The following is a 19,821-nucleotide window of genomic DNA, read 5'->3' on the forward strand; positions in this document are numbered from 1 at the left end:
GGAGCCTTGCAAATGAATGAACAACGACCAAGCCAACGCAAAATTGCTGTGATCGGAGCCGGAGTTTCCGGGATCGTCGCTTCTCATATTTTGCAGCGGAAATATGAGGTGCACTTATTTGAGAAAAATGATTATCTGGGCGGCCATACGAACACGATCGTGATTCCGGATGGACCTGATCAAGGGACGCCTGTTGATACCGGATTTATCGTCTTAAACGATCGCACTTACCCTTTATTTAATCAGTTCCTGGATCAGTTGAACGTTTCTACAAGAAAGAGTGAGATGTCATTTAGCTATTTTGACAAGCGCGATGGTTTTCAATATAAAGGAACCAACTTAAACAGTCTGTTTGCGCAACGAAAAAATTTGCTGAGCCCGTCTTTTTATAAAATGCTTTCAGGGATCAAGAAGTTCAGCAAGCAAGCTTTATTCGATTTGGAGCATGATCGTTTTCAAGGAGAGACTCTCGGCGAATACATTGAAAAAATCGGCATCAATGAACAAGGAAAAAACCGCTTTTTAATCCCGATGGGCGGAGCGATTTGGTCGTCTTCTAACAGAGATATTTTAGACTATCCGGCGCAAAGCTTTGTTCGCTTTTTTAAAAATCACGGCTTGCTTTCTTTTAAGGACATCCCGCAATGGCAAACGGTTATCGGCGGAAGTCATGCGTATGTTCATGCTTTTCGGCAACAGTTTAACGGTCAGATCCATTTACAAGCGGAGATTGAGAACGTCCGCAGAAACGAAGAGCACGTTATTTTGCGGATGGCAGATGGAAGTGAACAGTTATTCGATGACGTTATCCTTGCCGCGCATGCCGACCAAAGCCTGAACCTTTTAGCTGATGCGACAGCCGAGGAGAAAAAGTGGTTAGAAACATGGTCGTATTCGGAAAATCATACAATTTTGCATACAGATACATCGGTGCTGCCGTCTTTACGGCGAGCTTGGGCTTCGTGGAATTATGTTCGCGATCATCAGGCTTCTGCGCCGGACGCTAAACCGGTATCTGTCTCGTACTATATGAATCTTTTGCAAGGATTGAAGACGGCGCATGACTACTGTGTCACTCTAAACGGAGCAGAAGCAATCTCCCCTGAAAAGGTGATCAAAGAAATCCGTTATCGCCATCCGGTTTACACCGCTGAAGCTATCCGTTCGCAAGAGGAGCTGCCGAAATTAAACGGGAAAAACAACACTTATTTTTGCGGAAGTTACTTCGGTTACGGCTTTCATGAAGACGGAGTAAGATCCGGTGTTGAAGTTGCGAGAAAAATGGGGTTGGACTTATGATCGCAAACCTTTACAAAGGGGAGATGATGCACGCGAGGATTCGTCCTGTCACACACGAATTTAAATATCCGATTTATTTCATATCGGTTGATTTGGGGCAGCTGCCCGGCTTGGATCAAGAAACGACATTATTCAGTTATAACAGCTTCAATCTGCTTTCGATCCATGACAAAGATTACCTGCTTGGGCAAGGCACGATTCAGGAGAAATTGCAGCGCTGTTTGACAGAGGCGGATAAGCCGTATGCTGATAAGATCGCAACGGTGCGCTTGTTGACGATGCCGCGGTTTTTCAATTATATATTTAACCCTGTAAGTTTCTTCTATTGTTACGATAACGTTGGCGAACTTCTTTGTATCGTTGTCGAAGTGAGCAATACATTTAGCGAAAAGCATTTGTATTTTCTTGACAACAACAATCAATTAGAAAACTCGATCAGACTCATAGAGCGGGATCATGCTGAAATCACATATGAACCGAACATGAGGTTTAAAGAGAACAAGGCATTTCATGTCTCGCCGTTTAACAATATGGAAGGTTATTACCGCTTTCAGCTGACCGATTTAAAAGATGCTGTTCAGATTCATATCCATTTGCACCGGGAAGATGCTCCCGTATTAACGACAAACTTAGACGTCAATGCTCTGCCTTTTACAGACAAAACATTATTTACCAGCATGTTTAAGATCCCTTTTACAGCGACGATTGCGATGCCGCAAATCTTGTGGCAAGCCGCGAAACTTTATTTTTTGAAAGGAATGACGCTTCATATGAAACCAAAACCGTCAAGTGAGCTGACCTTCTCAACGGCCAAGCCGTCTGTATTTTTGTCCTTTCGCATGAGATTGCTGTTTCGTTATTTAGAGCGTCTGAAGGTGGGGGGGTTAAAGATCGAATTTCCGGATAAAAGTGTGAAGACGTTTGGTGATCACCATTCGAGTTTCACAGCTGAGCTTAATGTCCACGATTTTGCCTTTATTACAAAAGTGATTAAGGGCGGGGATATCGGTTTAGGGGAGTCATATATGGATGGCGATTGGTCTTCGCCGGATCTGACGAGTGTATTTCGCTTGTTCTTATTGAATCGCAAATATTTAAACTACGCGCATGTGAAACGAAAATGGCTGATAGACGCTTCCGTACGCCTGCGCCACTTTCTGCGCCGAAATAACTTATCAGGAAGCCGAAAAAATATTAAAGCTCACTATGATTTGAGCAACGATTTTTTTGAAACTTTTTTAGATGAAAGCATGACGTATTCCGGCGGAATTTACCATGATAAAACAGACACCTTGGAGCAGGCGCAGAAAAACAAGCTCCAGGCGGTCATTCAAAAAGCCGAGATCACAGCAGCAGATCATGTACTCGAAATTGGTTCCGGGTGGGGAAGTCTAGCCATTGAAGCGGTTAAAACGACCGGCTGCACCGTCACCTCGGTGACCTTATCGGAAGAGCAGTTAAAATACGCCCAAGCCCGAGCAGAAAAAGAAGGGGTATCAGATAAGATCACCTTTGAGTTCTGTGACTACCGTAATATCGGCGGCAGCTACGATAAGATTGTTTCGATTGAAATGTTTGAAGCTGTCGGCCACGAAAACTACGGCAAGTTCTTTAGTACGTGCGACCGGCTGTTAAAACCGAATGGCAAGTTGGTGATGCAAGTAATTTCGATTGCCGATCAATTTTATGATACGTACCGCAGCAAAACCGATTGGATTCAAGCCTATATTTTTCCCGGCGGTATGCTTCCATCCTTAACAGCCATGACTCAGGCGATGAAAAAAGATTCGTCGTTTTTAGTGAACAATATTGATAACATCGGGATTGATTATGCTTACACGCTGCAAGAATGGCGTACCCGCTTTTTCAATAAAGCTGAAGAAATCAAAGAGTTAGGCTTTGATAACCGATTCATGCGTATGTGGGAGTATTATTTATGCTATAGCGAGGCCGGGTTTTTATCAAACCAAGTCAGCAATTATCAGCTTGTGTTTTTACGGCCGAATGAAGAATAAGCGGAAGCCGGCACTGTAAGGAATGTTCTTACAGTGCTTTTTTATGGTTTGAGGATGCTGAAACATTGCTATGTCAAGGTTTGTCCGGTAAGCATATGACGAACGTGCAGCGCGTCATTCACGAACCGCGCCGGCTGATTCAAAGTATTCCCGGAGACGAGCTGGAGGAATTAGCTGATCCCGACTTTTGCTGCGGCTCCGCCGGGATCTACAACCTCGTGCAATACGAGGAATCGATGAAAATCTTGGACAGAAAAATGACCGATGTCAACGCGACATCCGCGAAGACGATCGTGACGACGAATCCCGGCTGCCTGCTGCAAATGAAATACGGGGCGGAAAAAATGAGCGACGGCTCACGCGCCGTGCATTTAGTCGAACTCTTGATCGAAGCCGGAGCGAAAGCGAAGAGTCAATGATGATCGATTTATGTTGTTAACCCGATAGGCAGAAAAAAATCGCGGGACATTTCAAAACGGTGCCTAATCTCCGATGTGTTTATTTCATGCATCAGAGATTAGGCACGTTTATTTTCGCCGATGAGCTCAAGGTATTTCTGACACTTTTATCCATGAAGATGACATTATATAGAGAAAAAGGGCGTGGTTACCTGCAATTATGTGATGTTTGCGTGTAAAATAAGTGAATTCTTTGTAAAGCAATTTCCCCGGTAAAATCCTTTCACATTGCTCTCATATTGTACTGAACCTAATAACCGCTACTTAAGTTTTATTACAAAGTAAAAATAAGGTGATAAATTCTTGTCATTCCAATCATGAATCTTTATAACCCTGTTATTAAGGTATCGAGACAATAAAGTGCGACTATTTAAAATTATGCATTTATTTTGAAATCCATCATTTTTGATTCTTTGGATCTATTGCAGGAGCCTTCATTGTGAAAATGATCACATCCGTGCTAGGCTCTTTAACGTGATGCATTTCACAAATACGTGTCTGAAAGGAATATTAATTATGGAAACATTAAGCGGAAGTTTAGGCAGTAAACCGATAAGCATGAAACAACCGTTGCTCGGATTCACTCTTATTCTGTTCATTGCATTTTTCGGTGTGCTTTTGAGCTCAACAAGCAACACCCTGTCGTTATTTCTCGTCACCGGTGTCGCACTTGGTTATATATTAACCCGTTCGATTTTTGGATTTGCCGGCGGTGTCAAACGAATTTATGTCACGGGAGACAGCAGTCTTTCGAAAGCTTTGCTCATCATGTTTGCGATTACGATCGTCGCCACAGCCGGCATTCACTGGGGTGCTGCTGCTGATGGTGCCGAACCGGCTTTTAGAGCTGCGGCTTCAGCGGATATCATCCCGGGATCAGGCTCTGTCAAAGCGATTAATCTTGCCTTGATCCTCGGCGGTTTTATTTTCGGTACTGGGATGATTATGGCAGGAGGATGTGCTTCAGGGACGTTAACCGATTTAGGTGAAGGCGCCGTCAGGGCTGTCATTGTGCTCTTCTTCTTTGTATTGGGGAGTGCGCCGGGAGCCTTTGCACGCTATGAATTGCTCGAAACATCGATCGGCAGTGCCGGCACGACCGTTTATTTACCCGATCTGTTCGGTTATGCAGGAAGCGTCCTCGCATCGCTGCTTCTTCTTATCGGCTTTTATACGATTGCTGCAAAATACGAGGCTTTTCGCCGCAGAGAAGGACATTTCATCGATGGCGCCCCGCTGCAAAACGAACTGCCTGCAGCGAAGGGGGCGGAATTTAAGCTGTTCAGTTTAAAGACGTACCATCAGTTTTTCGTCAAGCAATGGAGCTATGTCACCGGCGGGGTCCTGCTCGCAGTAATGTTTATTTTTATTATTAACACGACCGGATCTAGCTGGGGCGTGACAACTCCGTTTCAGACTTGGAGCGTGGCGATGATGAACGCCGTTGGTCTCGACCTGACCTCTCCGGCTTTCTCGGGTGACATGGAGACGATTGAAAACGGGCTCTTGAATCACAACGGAACCTTAAGAAACATCGGGATTATTTTAGGTTCTGCGCTGGCGCTGTTATTAGCAGCGAAATTTAAATTAAACTATCAGTTCAAACTAAGAGATGTCGTGATTTACAGCCTGGGCGGACTGCTTATGGGTTTTGGTGCTCGGCTTGCTTCCGGCTGCAATATCGGCGGATTGTTTGCAGCTATCAGCAATCATTCCCTATCCGGCTGGGTGTTCATGATCGCGCTCATTCTTGGAGGGATCGCAGGCTTAAAGCTGTTTGAAGGTAAAATTAACATTATTCCGCCAAACAGATACCTAAAGAAGTAACAAGAGAATCGAGCGTTTAAACACAAGGAGGATATTAATTATGAGTAATCGAGTATTAGTCGTTGGAGGCGTTGCCGGAGGAGCTTCTGTGGCAGCAAGAGCAAGAAGATTGGATGAATCAGCAGAAATCACTATGTTTGAAAAAGGGCCTCACGTTTCCTTTTCAAATTGCGCGCTTCCTTTTCATTTAAGCGGTATCGTTGAAAACAGTGAAGATTTGGTGCTGATGAACCCGGATAAGTTCGCAAAACAATATAACATTGATGCGAGAACAAACAGTGAAGTGATGAAGATTAACCGTGAGGAAAAAACCGTTACAGTAAAAAATCATGCAAACGGTGAGGAATATACAGAAGCGTATGACAAGCTGTTCCTGTCTCCAGGTGCGAAACCGATCATGCCGCCTGTTGAAGGGATTGACAGTCCTCACGTATTCACGGTCAGAAATGTCGCCGATATTCGTAAACTGCAAAACTATTTGCAAAATGAAGACGTAAAAGATATTGCTGTCGTCGGCGCCGGCTATATCGGCATCGAAGTGGTGGAAAACCTTAAGCATGCCGGCAAAGACGTGTCCTTGATCGAAGCACAAAATCAGGTTATGGCGCCGTTTGACGTTGATATGGCCCAGTTGCTGCATAAGGAACTGCATGATCAGGGAGTTAACCTGATTTTGAACGATGCGATTGTCAAGATTGATGAAGATACGGTAGAGCTTAAGGCCGGTAAAAAAGTGCCTGCCAAAGCTGTTGTTATGGCTGTCGGTGTAGCACCGGAAACCGGCTTGGCAAAGCAAGCGGGTCTTGAGCTTGGTGAAACAGGCGCGATTAAAGTGGATCATAATTATCAAACGAACGACGAGAATATTTACGCTGTCGGCGATGCGATCGAAGTCTATCACCGTCAGACACGTCAGAGAATGAAGCTTCCATTAGCAGGACCTGCACAAAGGCAGGCACGGGCTGCTGCCGGCCATATGTACAACCTTCCGCATCAAAATACCGGCGTGATCGGTTCTTCTGTCATTCAAGTATTTGACTTAAATGCAGCTTCCACCGGTGTGAACGAAAAATGCGCGAAAGACACGGGGATTCAATATGATTTCGTCTATATTATCCCAGCCGATAAAGTCGGACTGATGCCAGAAAGTAATCCGCTTCATTTTAAGCTTCTCTATGAAGTGCCGACAGGGAAAATCCTCGGTGCGCAGGCAATCGGTAAAGGAAATGTCGATAAACGCATCGATATCATCGCGGCTATGATCACTAAAGACGCAACCCTCGAAGACTTAAAAGAACTCGAGTTGTGTTATTCCGTCTTGTACGGCACGGCCAAAGACGTCGTCAACTTTGCTGCGCTTGTCGGTTTGAACCTGCTGAACGGGGTTTACAAACAAGTTACCGTTCCTGAAGTAAGAGAACTGGTAGAAAACGATGCCTTTATCATTGATGCGAGAGAAAAAGATGAATACGAGAACGGTCACTTAATCAACGCCGTTAACATTCCGCTGAGCGAATTTAGAGAGCGTCTTGACGAGATTCCAACAGATCAGCCTGTTTACGTTCATTGCCGCTCAGGTCAAAGAAGCTATAACTTCTGTATGGCCTTGCAGAATAAAGGCTATCACAACGTATACAATATGTCCGGTTCTTATCTCGGGATATGCCAGCATGAATACTACAATGATCAGATTACAGGTCGAGAAAAAATCGTCACTGAATACAATTTTAATTAAAGGATACACACACCATGACTAAAAAACTGAACCGGCTGGATATTTTGAGCATCGTATTAGGTTCGATCATCGGCTGGGGTTCCTTCACTCTCCCGGGAGTGAAGTTTCTCCAGGAAGCCGGTGTGATCAATACGGCTATCGGTCTCGCTCTCGGCGGGCTGGCCGTCATCTTTATCCAGCAGGGTTATCACATTATGATGAAACATCACGGCATCGAGGGCGGAGAATTTACCTATACGTATAAGGCGATGGGGAAAGCCCACGGGTTTACAGCCGGTTGGGCATTAATGCTTTGTTATTTAAGTATCGTTCCTCTTAATGCAACGGCATTTGTCCTCGTGCTTAAAATTTTATTCGGATCATCCCTTGAACTTGTCTATTTGTATGAAATCTCTGGCTATCCGATTTATTTATCTGAAGTTTTGATTGCGAGCGGCGTGATATTGACTTTCGCTTTTGTGAACATTCAAGGGCTGAAACAAAGCGCCCGCGTGCAAAATACTATGGTTCTGTTATTGATGATCAATATTGTGATTGTCTTTATCTCGATGATCTTTTCAGGCAATACAGACCAGACAATTTTTGTTAACAACTACATCGCCGATTATACGTTCAGCTTCAGCGAAGTAGCGAAAATTCTCGCCATTATTCCTTTCCTGTTTGTCGGATTTGACGTTATTCCGCAGGTCGCTGCCGATATGAATTTTAAACCTGAAAAAGCGACAAGGCTGGCAATTATTTCGATCATTGCCGGTGTTATCATTTACAATATGTTAAACATCGTAACGTCTATTGCTTATGGAGCTCAAGCTGCGGTTGAACAAGATTGGGCGCTTGGAACAGCGGTGGTCGATAACATCGGAATGGTTATGTTCCTTTTGCTCGTCATAGCTCTGACGACAGCGATTTCCGGAGGAATCAACGGATTTATGATAGGAAGCAGCAAACTGTTGGCGGCCATTACTTCTTACGGCATGTTTCCAGAGCGTTTCAAAGAAAAAAACAAGAATGGTGTTTATGCTGACAGCATTAAATTTGTCACAGCTATCAGCTTGATTGCTCCTTGGATTGGACGGGAAGTGATTATCTATATTGTGGATATGGCCTCTCTGCTCGCTGCGATCGCTTATTTTTACACATGTTATATCGGTGTCAAAAAGGCTTCAGGGATGCGTGAAAAGTATCTCTCGATCACAGGCGCTGTCATCAGCATCGGCTTTATGCTTTTGCTGCTGGTTCCCGGTTCTCCAGGGCAGTTAAGCACGCCATCGATGATCTTCATGATTATCTGGGCGATCGCCGGTTATTTTTATTTCAAAAAGTATGTCCGTTTCGCTTAAAAATTATTCAATGCCGCCAAGCTTAAAGCCTGGCGGCATTTTTTTCACTTAAGGTTAAGAACGGGCCGCTTGCCCGGAATAATCCGCACTGTTTTGTAGAGAGGAATGAGCAAAATGCTTTCGGTTTAGTTTTACGAGGACAGCGATCGTCTTAAACTGAACAGCAATAAACGGGATCATGACAGCGAAGTAAACCGCTGAAAACTTGTCGACTATGCCCGGATTGACAAGCCCCCACTGAATAAAGAACATACCTAACACAAAATAGGCGACCCCTGGACAAATAAGACCGTAACTAGCCGGGCTTTTCCCTTCACCATTAACAAATTCACTAAAATAGCCGTTTTTCGTTAAAACAGAATAGCCGAAAAGTCCGGAAACGGTTTGCGCGGTTAGAAATACCGCGAGAACAATAAACATCATGACAGCACTTGGGTTTGTATCCAGTATGTTATGTGAAACACCGGATGCGAGACGGACAAAAGTAATACCTGCTAATGTTAAGATCGGAATAATCATCCAGACAGTCGGGCTGCCTTCCTTAGCAAGACCATTCTTAAAGATGGATTCAATCGCTAATGTTCCCTGGATAACGAGTAAGCCAGCAGCCAGCGTGAATAGCAAAATTGACATCAGCATGGCAGTAACATATACAAAAGGAATCGAACTCATAGCAGCTGGAGCAGCAAGACCAACAGCAATCATTGTGAAAGCGAAAACGGATAAAAGCTGGCTGAAGTTATTATTTGCATCCGGATTAAACGATTTTTCAGTGAAAAATCTAGTCATCATTGGGATAAATAACACTAACGCATAATAGGCGATAGCGGCAAATGCTGCAAGAGAGAATGGCAGCAACACATCAATGACTGACCATAAATTTGGAATAAATACAGCTCCGAGAACAAACAAAACGTTAACGGTCATAGACAATGTAAGCGGAACAGCCATAAAACTTACTTCACCGTTCGTTCCAATCATTTTTTTATAAGCGTCTGTCTGTTTAAAAGCTTTCCATTGACTCAAATTCCAAAACAGCTTCTGGAAGTGACGAATTGTAAAGAAAACCAGGCCGAGGAGGGCGGTGATAATTGAGACTTGAACAAACATATTTCCAGCTGTGACATAAGGATAAATGTGATTGAATGTCACCATCGGTGTATCCGGATGCGGAACCATAAACATTAAGTACATAAAAAATGAGACAGCTAAACCTCCGTTACCCAATGCGGCAAGAAAGTAAAGTGGATGATACGTTTGATTCATAAATCATTTCTCCTTTTTATACCCCTTCGGGTATCTGATAGTTAGTATCTTACCATCTGCCAAAAATGCTGTAAACCCTTTTTCGGAAAATAGGGGGCGGGGTATATGGAAATAGTGAAAAAAACCTTTTGATTGTGATCTATTTCGTCAGCATCGGGTAAGCCGGCGGAAAATTCAGCGAATTCCGCTTCAAGAAGTGCTGAAACGCTGCAGCGAATAATGTCAGAGCGGCGTTGTCATGTTACACTGAAATGTAACAGGTGCAAAGACGTCTGCATTGGATGATCTTAGCGACCTGTTGCACAGATTTAAACAAACGAGGAGGCCGTAAATAATGTTAAGCGAAAAGTTAACGCAAGCCTTAAACGATCAGATGAATTATGAGTTTTATTCAGCTCATGTTTACTTAGCAACCGCAGCCTATTGTTCCGGAGAGAGCTTGGACGGATTTGCGAATTTTTATCTCGTTCAGGCAGAGGAAGAACGGTTTCATGCGATGAAGTTTTATAATTTTATTAACGATATGGGCGAACGGGCTGTGATTCAAAGTATGCCGGAGCCGAGCAATACGTTCGAATCGATCTTGCAGACATTCGAAGATTCACTGGAGCATGAACGCGAGGTGACGAAACGAATTTATGATTTGGCTGATCTCGCAATGGATGAGCGGGAACACGCAGTGATGACGTTTTTAAATTGGTTTATTGATGAACAAGTAGAAGAAGAGGCCTCGTTTGATACATTGATCCAGCGGATTAAACGGATGAAATCAGACAGCCATGCGCTTGAAATGCTCGATATTGAGTTGGCGCAGCGAAGCTTTACGCCGCAAGAATAGCCGGAGCGCGAGGGAAGCTGAACACATCTGAAAATTTTCATCCAAAAGGGCATTAATTGTGCTCGATAAAGTGATCGAATAAGCAGACAAATAGAACCGACATCCTCCTCCACCGGACGTTACGTGGAGGAGGATTTTTTATTCATTTTCACGAGCGGAAGATGCATCAGGGCGCGGTTTTCGGTAGGTGAAGGACCGCCATATGCCTTCGAGCGGACCTTGTTGAAAGCGCTTCAGCCAAACACGGCTGAAGCCGATTTGAAAGAGGAGAATACCGAAAACAAGCAGAAGCGAGCGGCCGTAACTGATGTCATTATATAAGTCGAACGTATAAAGGATGCCGAGGGCGAGAACGGTTTGACCTAAATAATTTGTCAGCGCCATCCGTCCGAAACTCGACAACAGCTGATTGAATAAATCAGGCAGGCGCCGGTAATGAAACAACAGTATGATCCCGGATAAATAAACAAAGGCGAGTGGAATTCCGGCCGTTCTGGACAACGAATCAACGAGATGCCCATGGAAGTATTCGAGAGAGAGAACTCCGGTATAGACGACCCCTAAGACAATCATTAACGGAATGCTTATCAGCAGTGAAAAGACGAATAAACGTTTAAGTTTAGGGATAAATTGACTGATATTCGTGAAGACGCCGGCACGATCAAAAGCAAGACCGATTAAAAACATTCCGAGCGCGAACGGGATTAAAAAGACGTTGCTCAGCACAATGTCAGGCACTTCGTAAATGAGACGGAAAACGAGCCATTCGACTGAAGGCGCAGTCTCGTAGACAGCGGGGGATTGAGATATTTGTTGTGCACCTGTTTGTTTTATATCAAATAAGATGGAATCAGAAACAGCCAGGCGGGAAAAGAGCAGCAGAATAAACGCGGCAAGAAGCGCGGTGCCCGTTATGAACAATGAGCGGACGCTTCGGCGGTAAAATAGCAATAGAAGAAAACCGCTGATCGCATAAAGTGTGAGAATATCACCGAGCCAGAGAAAAACGAGGTGGATAAGACCGAAGATTAATAAGCCGCTCATTCTGCGGCGAAACAGCGGGAAAGCAAGCAGCTGTTTTTGTTTCGCATTTCGCATAAACATCCCGAAGCCGACACCAAATAAAAACGTGAATAAAGAGATGAAGGCGCCTTCAAAAAATACGGTCGTGACGAGACTGAGAAGTTGGGGCGAGCCGTCATAAGCGGGCGCGAATCCGTAAGAAATTTTCAGCGCATCCGGTCCCCGCATTAAATGGATATTGACAATAAAAATTCCGATTAAGGCGAATCCTCTTAAAATATCAAGCAAATCGATGCGTTTCGATGGATCCATAATCGAACGCCCCTTTTTATTAGTTGCCACCATTGTAACGTGTTTTGGACAATAATTATACTACATGAAGCTGGTGAAAAGTACTATGCTTCATGTCAGCTGTTCAATTATTCGCCGCTTCGATTTCTTGCATGAGACGGTAAATCTTCCTGACCGTATTCACGTTACGAATGGTCATTTGCTTATACAGATCGGTGCCGACCAGCTTTAGCAGTCCGGTTTTCGCAGCGTTTTTCTGTCAATCTCTCTATGAGAACTGCACATCTACTTATTTTAAGACGTCCAATCGAACAATCTGCATAAATAGATGGAAATAAACTGGTAATATTGGAACATAAAGATTAATATTAAGGTATATATAATTGACGACAAGCGTCCTTTTGTATATATGCTGGAACTTGCGGCATAAAAACAAAGAAAGAGTGAGGCAAATGGTTAAGAAGTGTCTTAAGCTTTCACTGACCCTGATTCTGTTGTTTGTTGCAGCCTTGTCTTTTTTTCCGGATAGTGCAGATGCTGCAAGTTCTCAGTTTGTTACTAAAGGAAATACGAATGAGAAGGTCGTCGCGTTGACATTTGATGACGGTGCTGACGGAACGAACATTAACAAGATTTTGAATACGCTTCAGGAACATAAGGTCAAGGCAACGTTTTTTCTTACCGGAACCGGTATGAAGCACCATCCCGCAAATATCAAAAGAATTACCGATCAAGGCCACCAAATCGCCAACCGTTCCTATACTCATCCTTACTTCACGAAACTGACGGCATCACAGATGAAAAGCGAATTGGATAAAACCGAAGCGCTAGCGAAAAAAGTAACCGGTAAATCAACGAAGCCGATTTTCCGGGCGCCGTACGGGGTTTCGAATAACAGTGTACTTGCCGGGGTCGGGGCGGCCGGTTATACCCATACGATTCAATGGAATATTGACACCGTCGATTGGAAAGGTGTTTCCAAAACACAGATTGTCAATAAAGTTGTTAACAATATTACGCCCGGATCGATCGTCCTGATGCATACTGGCGCCGGTGCTTCAGGGACTCCGGCAGTACTTCCGGAAATGGTTAAGAAGCTGAAAGCGAAAGGCTACAAGTTTGTTACCGTCTCTGAGCTGTTGAACCTTAAACCTTCATCTGCGCCCGCCGAAAAGCCTCCGGCAACTTCTTCCGGGACCTACACCGTGAAGACGGGAGATACATTTTTATAGTATTGCTTTGAAAAACAAGACGACGGTCAGTCAGCTTGTCTCGCTGAATAAAATCAGCAATCCGAATTTGATCCAAGTCGGCCAAGTGCTGAAATTGAAAAAAGATGCAACTGCATCACCGTCCCCGTCGCCTTCACCTTCGACCGCTAATTACACGGTGAAATCCGGCGATACGCTTTACGCGATCGCGAGACGCTACAATACAAGCGTACAGAAGATCACGTCTGCCAATAATATAAGCAACATTAATGTGATTCGGATCGGTCAAGTACTGAAAATTCCGAAATAACAAAGCAATATATTCATTCGACGCTCGAGGATTTTACAAGTGCTGTAGAGTGATCAATAGCCTTTGCTTGTTATGATCCCCGTTTAAAAAACAGCGTAAAAATATACGCTGTTTCAGATTGTAGACGAATTATTATTTTGACGTAAGCCACGCAGCCACTACTCTCCGCTTGCCCCGGGCAAGGACTCAGCTAGGATTCGGCGGCCTCGGACCGCCGAATCCGGATCTTCGTCTCTTGCTTTCCCGGAGGCGTCGGAGGAGTGGATGCATGGCTTCTTTTTTTATCAATACACTCGCTTCAAAAAAGAGGATGACCCAGCATCCCGGCTTTCTCCTGCGGGATAGCGAGATAGACGATACCCTGCAGGGCATAAGCCCGAAGCGGCTCGGCGCTCGCCCGCGGACTAGTAAGACACGGCGAAGTCTTTTTGAGCCGATGTCGCAGTGATACCTTCAGGTGAAAGAAGCCGGACGATGCGTCGTCATCCGTTCCTTTTAATAGGACATCTAACGATGTCATGACTTTGTCAACACTCTAAACAGCGTAAAAATATACGCTGTTTTTTTGTGCAGTAAAACTCTAGGTAACGGCGGCCGTTAAGCTGCTGCGTTTGCAATCGTTAGTGACATCTTTTATCAGCCTTTAGACAGGTGTGCCGATGACTTGTTAAATAACTTTCACAATTATTTGCAACAAAAGATCCATAATCATGTAAGCTTAACTTAGAACGATTGTTACTTTGTAATCAGAAAGGCGGGGATTTCTTATGAAAAAAGTGTTTAAATGGAGTTTAATTGTGATTCCTCTGTTGGTCATAGCGGCTGCAGCTTTTGTCGTCGGCGGAAGCTACTTTGAGCACCGGGATGCGGTAGCGGAAGAGAAAGAGGCGTATCCTGCGCCCGGTGAACTGGTCGATGTTTATAATGACGGTCATACGATGCATGTCTATTCTGAAGGAGACGGCGAAGAAACGATCGTCTTTTTAGCCGGATTCGGGACACCTTCTCCGGTGTATGATTTTCAGACGCTTACAAACGAACTTAAAGACGATTACCGAACGGTGATCGTCGAACGTTACGGCTACGGCTGGAGCGACGTGTCAGATCATGACAGAGACATTGAAGCGGTTGTTGACGAGACAAGAACAGCCTTGCTTGAGGCAGGCGAAGAAGGCCCTTTTGTGATCGCGGGCCATTCAATGGGCAGTATCGAGGCTATTCACTGGGCGCAAAGTTATCCGGAGGAAGTGAACGGAGTGATTGGGCTCGATCCTTTAGTACCGTCGTATTACGAAGAGAAAGGGGAAGCCCCGTCAATGTCTAACGTTACCACGTTTCTTGCCCGCTCGGGTTTGATGCGTCAGCAGCCGGAGGTGTTTGACGAGAATTTCCATGCGATGGAGAAAGGCTTATTGACAGAAGCTGATGCAGAAGTGGCAAGAACTCTATTTCTCCGCCGTGTGCAGACAACAAATATGGCCAATGAAGCGGAGAAGTTAACGGAAAACGTCGAGACCGTCAGCGGGACGGGTCTTCCGGAGACGCCTTTTTACGCCGCAATTGCGAGTGAAAACGAGGATGGTGCAAGCTTCATTCAATCATTTGCCGAGGATGCCGGGGGAAAGAGCGAGGTGTTTGACGGAGGGCACTATATTCATCTTGATCAGCCGGAAGCAATTGCAGAAAAGATCCAAGAATGGGTTAGCGAGACACAGTAACAGTTAAAAAACCATATCAGTAAACAGTCAGTGCAGACGGAATTTTCCGTCTGCACTGACTGTGGCAAAACTATTATTTAGACGTAAGCCACGCAGCCACTAACCTCCGCTTGCCCCGGGCAAGGACTCAGCTAGGATTCGGCGGCCTGATACCGCCGAATCCGGATCTTCGTCTCTTGCTTTCCCGGAGGCGTCGGAGGAAGTGGGTGCATGGCTACCTTTATGATCAATACAATTGCTTCAAAGCCGGGTGATGCACCGTCATCCGTACGTTTTAATATGATATTTATCGGTGTCATGACTTTGTCTACACTTTCTGCAGACGGAATTTTCCGTCTGTACTTTTTTAAACTAAGCTCTCACTGTCAGGAGATGACCGTCAGAGCGTTTTTGATAATGTTCACTTGAACGGGTGTTTCGCAAATATATTCGCCGTCACTTTGCACGCGAAGCGGCGGATCAGCCTCGATGACGGCGTGCGTCCCGCTGAAAAAATGAATATGATCGTTCGCTGCGTGCTTGCCGCGGACAATCTTCGGCAATAAACGCAGGAGCGGACCGGCCGTCTTGCTTTGGAGCAGACAAACGTCAAGCCGCCCGTCATCGCATATCGCCTCGGGGCAGATCGGAATGTTGCCCCCGTAGGTCGGTGAATTGGCGACAGCAATCAGCCAAGCGTGGGAAAATCGCTGTTTTTCCCCGTCAATCGTGACGGTTACTTCTGCAGGTCGAAACGTTTTTAACGCCTGAAACACGCAGGCAAAATATGTCAGCCGGCCGAGCCGAACGGCGTTGAACCATTGTTTATACCCGGTTTCATTGACGGTTTGCGCCACTTGCGCGTCGATGCCGATCCCCGCGACGGTTAGCCCGTACCGCTCGGCGATTTGCAGCACGTCGATCGTACGCTCGTTTCCCGCTAAAACGATCTTAAGCGCTGCATCAGCCTGCTTGGGGATCCCTTGCGAACGGGCAAAATCGTTGCCGGAGCCGGCAGGGATAATGCCAAGCGGCACACCGGTGAATACGAGAGCTTCGGCTGCCTCACTGACCGTGCCATCGCCGCCGATGATAACGATCGTCTCCGCTCCATTTTCAACAAGCATCGCAGCCAGCTTAGTCGCATCGGCCGGTTTAGCAGTGAACGCCACGAGACAAGGTAGCCCCTGTTTTTGCAGTTCCTGTTCGATTTTTCGCCACATGCGCCGCCCTTTCCCGCCGCCCGCAGCTGTATTGACGATCAAGCCATACATACGCCCCGCCTGCCTTTTTTAGTTTTTTACAGCCGGTCTTTATAATATAAAAAATAAAACGCCGTTCCCAGTATGCCGCTGAAGATAATTAATATCACCATACCGGCAATCGCCACTGTATCCAATTCAGCGTCCCCCCTAATTGTATAAAAATAGGCTGTTTGCTGTTTTTCTATAGTATAATCGTTCTTCCAACCTTTGTCAGTATCTTTCCGCTCGTCGGGAATAAATCAAATCGACGTGACGTCTGAAAGGAAAAAACTGATAGAATGAAAGAGAACATTATACAATAATCAGCAATAAAGTTTGTCGGTCAAATGTGAATCTTTCCCGCGGCATCGTCCGTAGAGAAAACGCAGTTTTTATAACGACGAAGGAGGCAGAGGACGTATGGCAGATCAACCGTACATCGAGCTGAGTGAGCTGCGGGACGTGCAGATGAAAATGACAAGGTTTTTTATGGCGTACCGGTTTGTCCTAGAAGAAATGGTCACAAAAATCGATATCCTGCAAGAAGAGTTCGAAGTTGCTCATGATTACAGCCCGATAGAGCATACAAAATCACGGCTCAAGTCGCCTGAGAGCATTATAAAAAAAGTCAGGCGAAAAAATCTGCCGGTGAAAACGGCGGTAATCCGCGAGGAAATCCGCGACATTGCCGGGATCCGGATCACCTGCTCATTTCGCTCGGACATTTACGAAATTCGTAACATGCTGTTAAGTCAGCAGGATATTGAACTTGTCGATGAGAAAGATTACATTGAGAAGCCGAAACCAAACGGCTATCAAAGTCTGCACATGATTGTGCGGGTGCCGGTATTTATGTCCGATCACGTTGAATATCCGTACGTCGAGGTGCAGATTCGGACGATTGCGATGGATTTTTGGGCGAGCTTGGAGCATAAAATTTATTATAAGTATGAAGAAGAAGCGCCGAAAGAGTTAATCGCCGAACTGACGAGCGCCGCGGAAGCCGTCGACGCCTTAGATAAAAAAATGGAGCGGATTCATCAAGAATTGCATAAAAAAGATCGATCTGTCCAACCCGCTGAAGAAGAACCGTTTGATTTGCCAGAAGAAACGCTGGAGCGGCTCTTGTCAATGGCGAGACGTAAACCATCGGACGAGTAGATGGTCTTGATTCAGACCGAGTGCGGGGAAAAAGCTTCAATCGCGCCTAAAAAAACGGAAGGGAGCGGTCACAATGGAGGGATTACCTTACGAGAAGTTTGATGCGACGGCGTTAGCGGAGCTGATCCGCAACAAAGAAGTGACGAAGCAGGAATTGCTGTTTGCCGCAATAACGCGGATTGAAGGCGTGAATCCCGCGCTGAACGCAGTCGTTGAACGCTGTTATCAGAAGGCGCTCAACGATTCGGATGACAACACAGCCGATCAGGCGCTTGCGGGCGTGCCGATGCTGTTAAAAAGCGTAACGCAAGAAATCGCGGGCGAGAAGATGACAGAAGGCTCGCGTGCCCTAAAGCATAATCGGGCAAAAGAAGATGCGCTGTTCACGAAACAGCTCAAACAAGCCGGGACAGCGATGCTCGGATTTACCAACGTCCCCGAGTTTGCCCTGATGGGCGTGACGGAACCGGCTTTATACGGACCGGCGAAAAATCCCTGGGATCTTACCGTCACCCCCGGCGGCTCAAGCGGCGGCGCTGCCGCAGCCGTCGCTTCAGGGATGGTGCCGATTGCCGGTGCGAATGACGGCGGCGGATCGATCCGGATTCCGGCAGCCTATTGCGGCTTGTTCGGTTTGAAGCCGACGCGCGGCCGGACACCGACAGGGCCGGGGCGCGGCCGCGTCTGGCAAGGGGCAGCATCCGAGCACGTCGTGACGAAATCCGTCCGTGACAGCGCGCTTTGTTTAGACGTATTGAATGTCGCTGAAAAGACGCGCGCTTTTCACGCCCCCGCTAATGATCAATCATACACCGAGGTGCTTAAAAAGCCGCTAAAAAAACGGTTGAAAATCGCTTTTTCGACTGCCTCGCCGATCGGCGCGCACGTCGATGAACCGTGCCGCGATGCGGTGCTGCAAACGGTCAAGTGGTTGGAAGAAAACGGCCATCACGTCGAAGAAAAAGCGGCGTCCGTCGACGGGAAGCGGATTGCCGCCAGTTATATGTCGCTGTATTTCGGCGAAGTAGCAGCAAAACTTACAGCGCTTGAGACGTCGTTGGGGCGGAAAATGACAACAGCCGATGTCGAGCCGGTAACGATGCTTCTGGGCACACTGGGCCGGGCAATCTCGGCAGAAAAATTCGTTACAGATCTGGCGGCGTGGGATGAAGCCGCGATGCAGATGGAGGCGTTTCACGAAACATACGATCTTTATCTCACCCCGACTGCCGCGATGATGCCGGCAAAAATCGGCGAACTTTCGAGATCGAACGGCGAAGAACGGCTCATCCAGCTCGTTACGAAGCTTGGCGCGGGAAAAGCGTTGCTAAAAACCGGCATGATCGACCAACTTATCGAAGAAAGCCTGAAACGAACGCCGTTTACTCAGCTCGCTAACCTGACCGGCCAGCCGGCGATGAGCGTGCCCGTCTATCAAACCGCAGAACAAATCCCGGTCGGCGTGCAGTTTATCGCTGCCCGCGGCAAAGAAGACTTGCTGGTTCAACTTGCCGGCGCGCTTGAAGCCTCGGACCAATGGGTGGATGTCCATAACAATCCGTTTATGCAGCTGTGAACATGACGGCAAAACCACGAAGAGAAAGGTGGGGGTCATGTGAAAAGAAAATCGGTCAGAAATGGTTTAATTGCACTTATGGCCATAACGGTATTAGGTAAAAGCAGTTATTTTAGTTACAGCGGCTACACAGCAGCTAAACAGGAATGCTTGGCAAATGACGGAACAATCACGGAGCATCAACTCGATATTTGGACAGCGAGTTGGTCGGTGGATTGTGAACGATAGAACGTGAAAAGAAGGAGGAAACGAAATAGTGCAATATTTGAAATTCTTTTTAGGTATGCTCGTCGGCTTGACCTTTTGGCACCTCGTCGTCGCGTCATTTGAGCATCCGTTTGCCGGAACGATCGGTGTGGCGATCTTCGCTACTTTGTTTAAATGGCTGTTTGACAAGGTGACAGCGAAAGGAGAGCGGGAAAACCCGGAGTCAACCTGACGGGAAGCGATCTATTAGCAAACGATGAATATTTCAGATTAAATCAGAGCATTAGAATGTTTAACGAGATTCAGTCAGTACCAGTAGAGTT

17 protein-coding genes are annotated in these 19,821 nt (G+C 46.1%); 13 read left to right on the top strand and 4 right to left on the bottom strand.

The genetic code is table 11. The annotated features are described in order from the left end of the window. Positions 1–12: 12 nt before the first annotated feature. The 6 genes from EDD67_RS11275 to EDD67_RS11300 all read left to right on the top strand — a co-directional run bounded on the left by EDD67_RS11275 (position 13) and on the right by EDD67_RS11300 (position 8,674). Entirely contained in the window at positions 13–1,299 is a 1,287-nt protein-coding gene (locus tag EDD67_RS11275; RefSeq protein ID WP_121440106.1) for an NAD(P)/FAD-dependent oxidoreductase, read from the top strand. Then, a complete protein-coding gene (locus EDD67_RS11280; protein WP_121440107.1) occupies positions 1,296–3,314 on the top strand; it encodes a DUF1365 family protein in 2,019 nt (672 codons plus the stop codon). The genes EDD67_RS11275 and EDD67_RS11280 overlap by 4 nt, the downstream gene beginning before the upstream one ends. A gap of 65 nt (positions 3,315–3,379) precedes the next feature. Next, on the top strand, positions 3,380–3,733 hold the full coding sequence (locus EDD67_RS11285) for a (Fe-S)-binding protein (RefSeq protein ID WP_307723708.1): 354 nt from the start codon (positions 3,380–3,382) through the stop codon (positions 3,731–3,733). Positions 3,734–4,288: 555 nt separating this feature from the next. Further along, entirely contained in the window at positions 4,289–5,599 is a 1,311-nt protein-coding gene (locus EDD67_RS11290; protein ID WP_199739611.1) for a YeeE/YedE family protein, read from the top strand. A 40-nt stretch (positions 5,600–5,639) separates the two neighbouring features. After that, positions 5,640–7,334 carry an FAD-dependent oxidoreductase gene (locus tag EDD67_RS11295; RefSeq protein ID WP_121440108.1) on the top strand — a complete coding sequence of 565 codons (1,695 nt, stop codon included), beginning with the start codon at positions 5,640–5,642 and terminating at the stop codon, positions 7,332–7,334. A 14-nt stretch (positions 7,335–7,348) separates the two neighbouring features. Continuing rightward, entirely contained in the window at positions 7,349–8,674 is a 1,326-nt protein-coding gene (locus EDD67_RS11300) for an APC family permease (protein ID WP_121440109.1), read from the top strand. Positions 8,675–8,728: 54 nt separating this feature from the next. On the opposite strand, the gene EDD67_RS11305 is transcribed toward EDD67_RS11300, so the two are convergent. Next, positions 8,729–9,940 (bottom strand): TsoY family (seleno)protein, encoded by a 1,212-nt coding sequence (locus tag EDD67_RS11305; RefSeq protein ID WP_121440110.1) that lies wholly within the window; start codon positions 9,938–9,940, stop codon positions 8,729–8,731. Between the two features lie 334 nt (positions 9,941–10,274). On the opposite strand from EDD67_RS11305, the gene EDD67_RS11310 reads away from it, so the two are divergent. After that, positions 10,275–10,778, top strand: a complete 504-nt coding sequence (locus EDD67_RS11310) for a ferritin (RefSeq protein WP_121440111.1) — start codon at positions 10,275–10,277, stop codon at positions 10,776–10,778. Between the two features lie 138 nt (positions 10,779–10,916). Here the strand turns inward: EDD67_RS11310 and EDD67_RS11315 are convergent, their stop codons facing one another. Beyond that, positions 10,917–12,113: a DUF418 domain-containing protein gene (locus tag EDD67_RS11315; RefSeq protein ID WP_158638224.1), complete on the bottom strand. Its 1,197-nt coding sequence runs from the start codon at positions 12,111–12,113 to the stop codon at positions 10,917–10,919. Positions 12,114–12,544: 431 nt separating this feature from the next. Here EDD67_RS11315 and EDD67_RS11325 point away from each other — a divergent pair, with 431 nt between their 5' ends. After that, on the top strand, positions 12,545–13,324 hold the full coding sequence (locus tag EDD67_RS11325) for a polysaccharide deacetylase family protein (protein ID WP_242006039.1): 780 nt from the start codon (positions 12,545–12,547) through the stop codon (positions 13,322–13,324). Positions 13,325–13,331: 7 nt separating this feature from the next. Then, positions 13,332–13,613, top strand: a complete 282-nt coding sequence (locus tag EDD67_RS14120; RefSeq protein ID WP_242006033.1) for a LysM peptidoglycan-binding domain-containing protein — start codon at positions 13,332–13,334, stop codon at positions 13,611–13,613. Positions 13,614–13,911: 298 nt separating this feature from the next. Here EDD67_RS14120 and EDD67_RS11330 read toward each other — a convergent pair whose 3' ends face one another. Next, positions 13,912–14,133 (bottom strand): hypothetical protein, encoded by a 222-nt coding sequence (locus EDD67_RS11330; protein WP_123875841.1) that lies wholly within the window; start codon positions 14,131–14,133, stop codon positions 13,912–13,914. A gap of 247 nt (positions 14,134–14,380) precedes the next feature. On the opposite strand from EDD67_RS11330, the gene EDD67_RS11335 reads away from it, so the two are divergent. Further along, a complete protein-coding gene (locus EDD67_RS11335) occupies positions 14,381–15,331 on the top strand; it encodes an alpha/beta fold hydrolase (RefSeq protein ID WP_121440114.1) in 951 nt (316 codons plus the stop codon). 365 nt (positions 15,332–15,696) lie between these two features. Here EDD67_RS11335 and EDD67_RS11340 read toward each other — a convergent pair whose 3' ends face one another. Beyond that, the gene (locus tag EDD67_RS11340) at positions 15,697–16,584 is read right to left on the bottom strand and encodes a diacylglycerol/lipid kinase family protein (protein ID WP_121440115.1); all 888 of its coding nucleotides are present in this window, start codon (positions 16,582–16,584) and stop codon (positions 15,697–15,699) included. Positions 16,585–16,974: 390 nt separating this feature from the next. Between EDD67_RS11340 and EDD67_RS11345 the strand changes: the two genes are divergently transcribed. The 3 genes from EDD67_RS11345 (at position 16,975) to EDD67_RS11355 (ending at position 19,730) form a co-directional block, all read left to right on the top strand. Beyond that, positions 16,975–17,715 (top strand): GTP pyrophosphokinase, encoded by a 741-nt coding sequence (locus tag EDD67_RS11345; protein ID WP_121440116.1) that lies wholly within the window; start codon positions 16,975–16,977, stop codon positions 17,713–17,715. 73 nt (positions 17,716–17,788) lie between these two features. Next, positions 17,789–19,291 (top strand): amidase family protein, encoded by a 1,503-nt coding sequence (locus tag EDD67_RS11350; protein ID WP_121440117.1) that lies wholly within the window; start codon positions 17,789–17,791, stop codon positions 19,289–19,291. A 256-nt stretch (positions 19,292–19,547) separates the two neighbouring features. Next, positions 19,548–19,730 (top strand): hypothetical protein, encoded by a 183-nt coding sequence (locus EDD67_RS11355; RefSeq protein ID WP_121440119.1) that lies wholly within the window; start codon positions 19,548–19,550, stop codon positions 19,728–19,730. The last annotated feature ends 91 nt before the right edge of the window (positions 19,731–19,821 follow it).

The sequence above is a fragment of the Salisediminibacterium halotolerans genome, from assembly GCF_003814815.1.
GTDB lineage: Bacteria > Bacillota > Bacilli > Bacillales > Salisediminibacteriaceae > Salisediminibacterium > Salisediminibacterium halotolerans.

Coding starts and splice junctions, on each gene's coding strand:
- EDD67_RS11275 (WP_121440106.1), top strand. CDS start 13: ATGAATGAACAACGACCAAGCCAACGCAAAATTGCTGTGATCGGAGCC.
- EDD67_RS11280 (WP_121440107.1), top strand. CDS start 1,296: ATGATCGCAAACCTTTACAAAGGGGAGATGATGCACGCGAGGATTCGT.
- EDD67_RS11290 (WP_199739611.1), top strand. CDS start 4,289: ATGGAAACATTAAGCGGAAGTTTAGGCAGTAAACCGATAAGCATGAAA.
- EDD67_RS11295 (WP_121440108.1), top strand. CDS start 5,640: ATGAGTAATCGAGTATTAGTCGTTGGAGGCGTTGCCGGAGGAGCTTCT.
- EDD67_RS11300 (WP_121440109.1), top strand. CDS start 7,349: ATGACTAAAAAACTGAACCGGCTGGATATTTTGAGCATCGTATTAGGT.
- EDD67_RS11305 (WP_121440110.1), bottom strand. CDS start 9,940: ATGAATCAAACGTATCATCCACTTTACTTTCTTGCCGCATTGGGTAAC.
- EDD67_RS11310 (WP_121440111.1), top strand. CDS start 10,275: ATGTTAAGCGAAAAGTTAACGCAAGCCTTAAACGATCAGATGAATTAT.
- EDD67_RS11315 (WP_158638224.1), bottom strand. CDS start 12,113: ATGGATCCATCGAAACGCATCGATTTGCTTGATATTTTAAGAGGATTC.
- EDD67_RS11325 (WP_242006039.1), top strand. CDS start 12,545: ATGGTTAAGAAGTGTCTTAAGCTTTCACTGACCCTGATTCTGTTGTTT.
- EDD67_RS11330 (WP_123875841.1), bottom strand. CDS start 14,133: ATGACATCGTTAGATGTCCTATTAAAAGGAACGGATGACGACGCATCG.
- EDD67_RS11335 (WP_121440114.1), top strand. CDS start 14,381: ATGAAAAAAGTGTTTAAATGGAGTTTAATTGTGATTCCTCTGTTGGTC.
- EDD67_RS11340 (WP_121440115.1), bottom strand. CDS start 16,584: ATGTATGGCTTGATCGTCAATACAGCTGCGGGCGGCGGGAAAGGGCGG.
- EDD67_RS11345 (WP_121440116.1), top strand. CDS start 16,975: ATGGCAGATCAACCGTACATCGAGCTGAGTGAGCTGCGGGACGTGCAG.
- EDD67_RS11350 (WP_121440117.1), top strand. CDS start 17,789: ATGGAGGGATTACCTTACGAGAAGTTTGATGCGACGGCGTTAGCGGAG.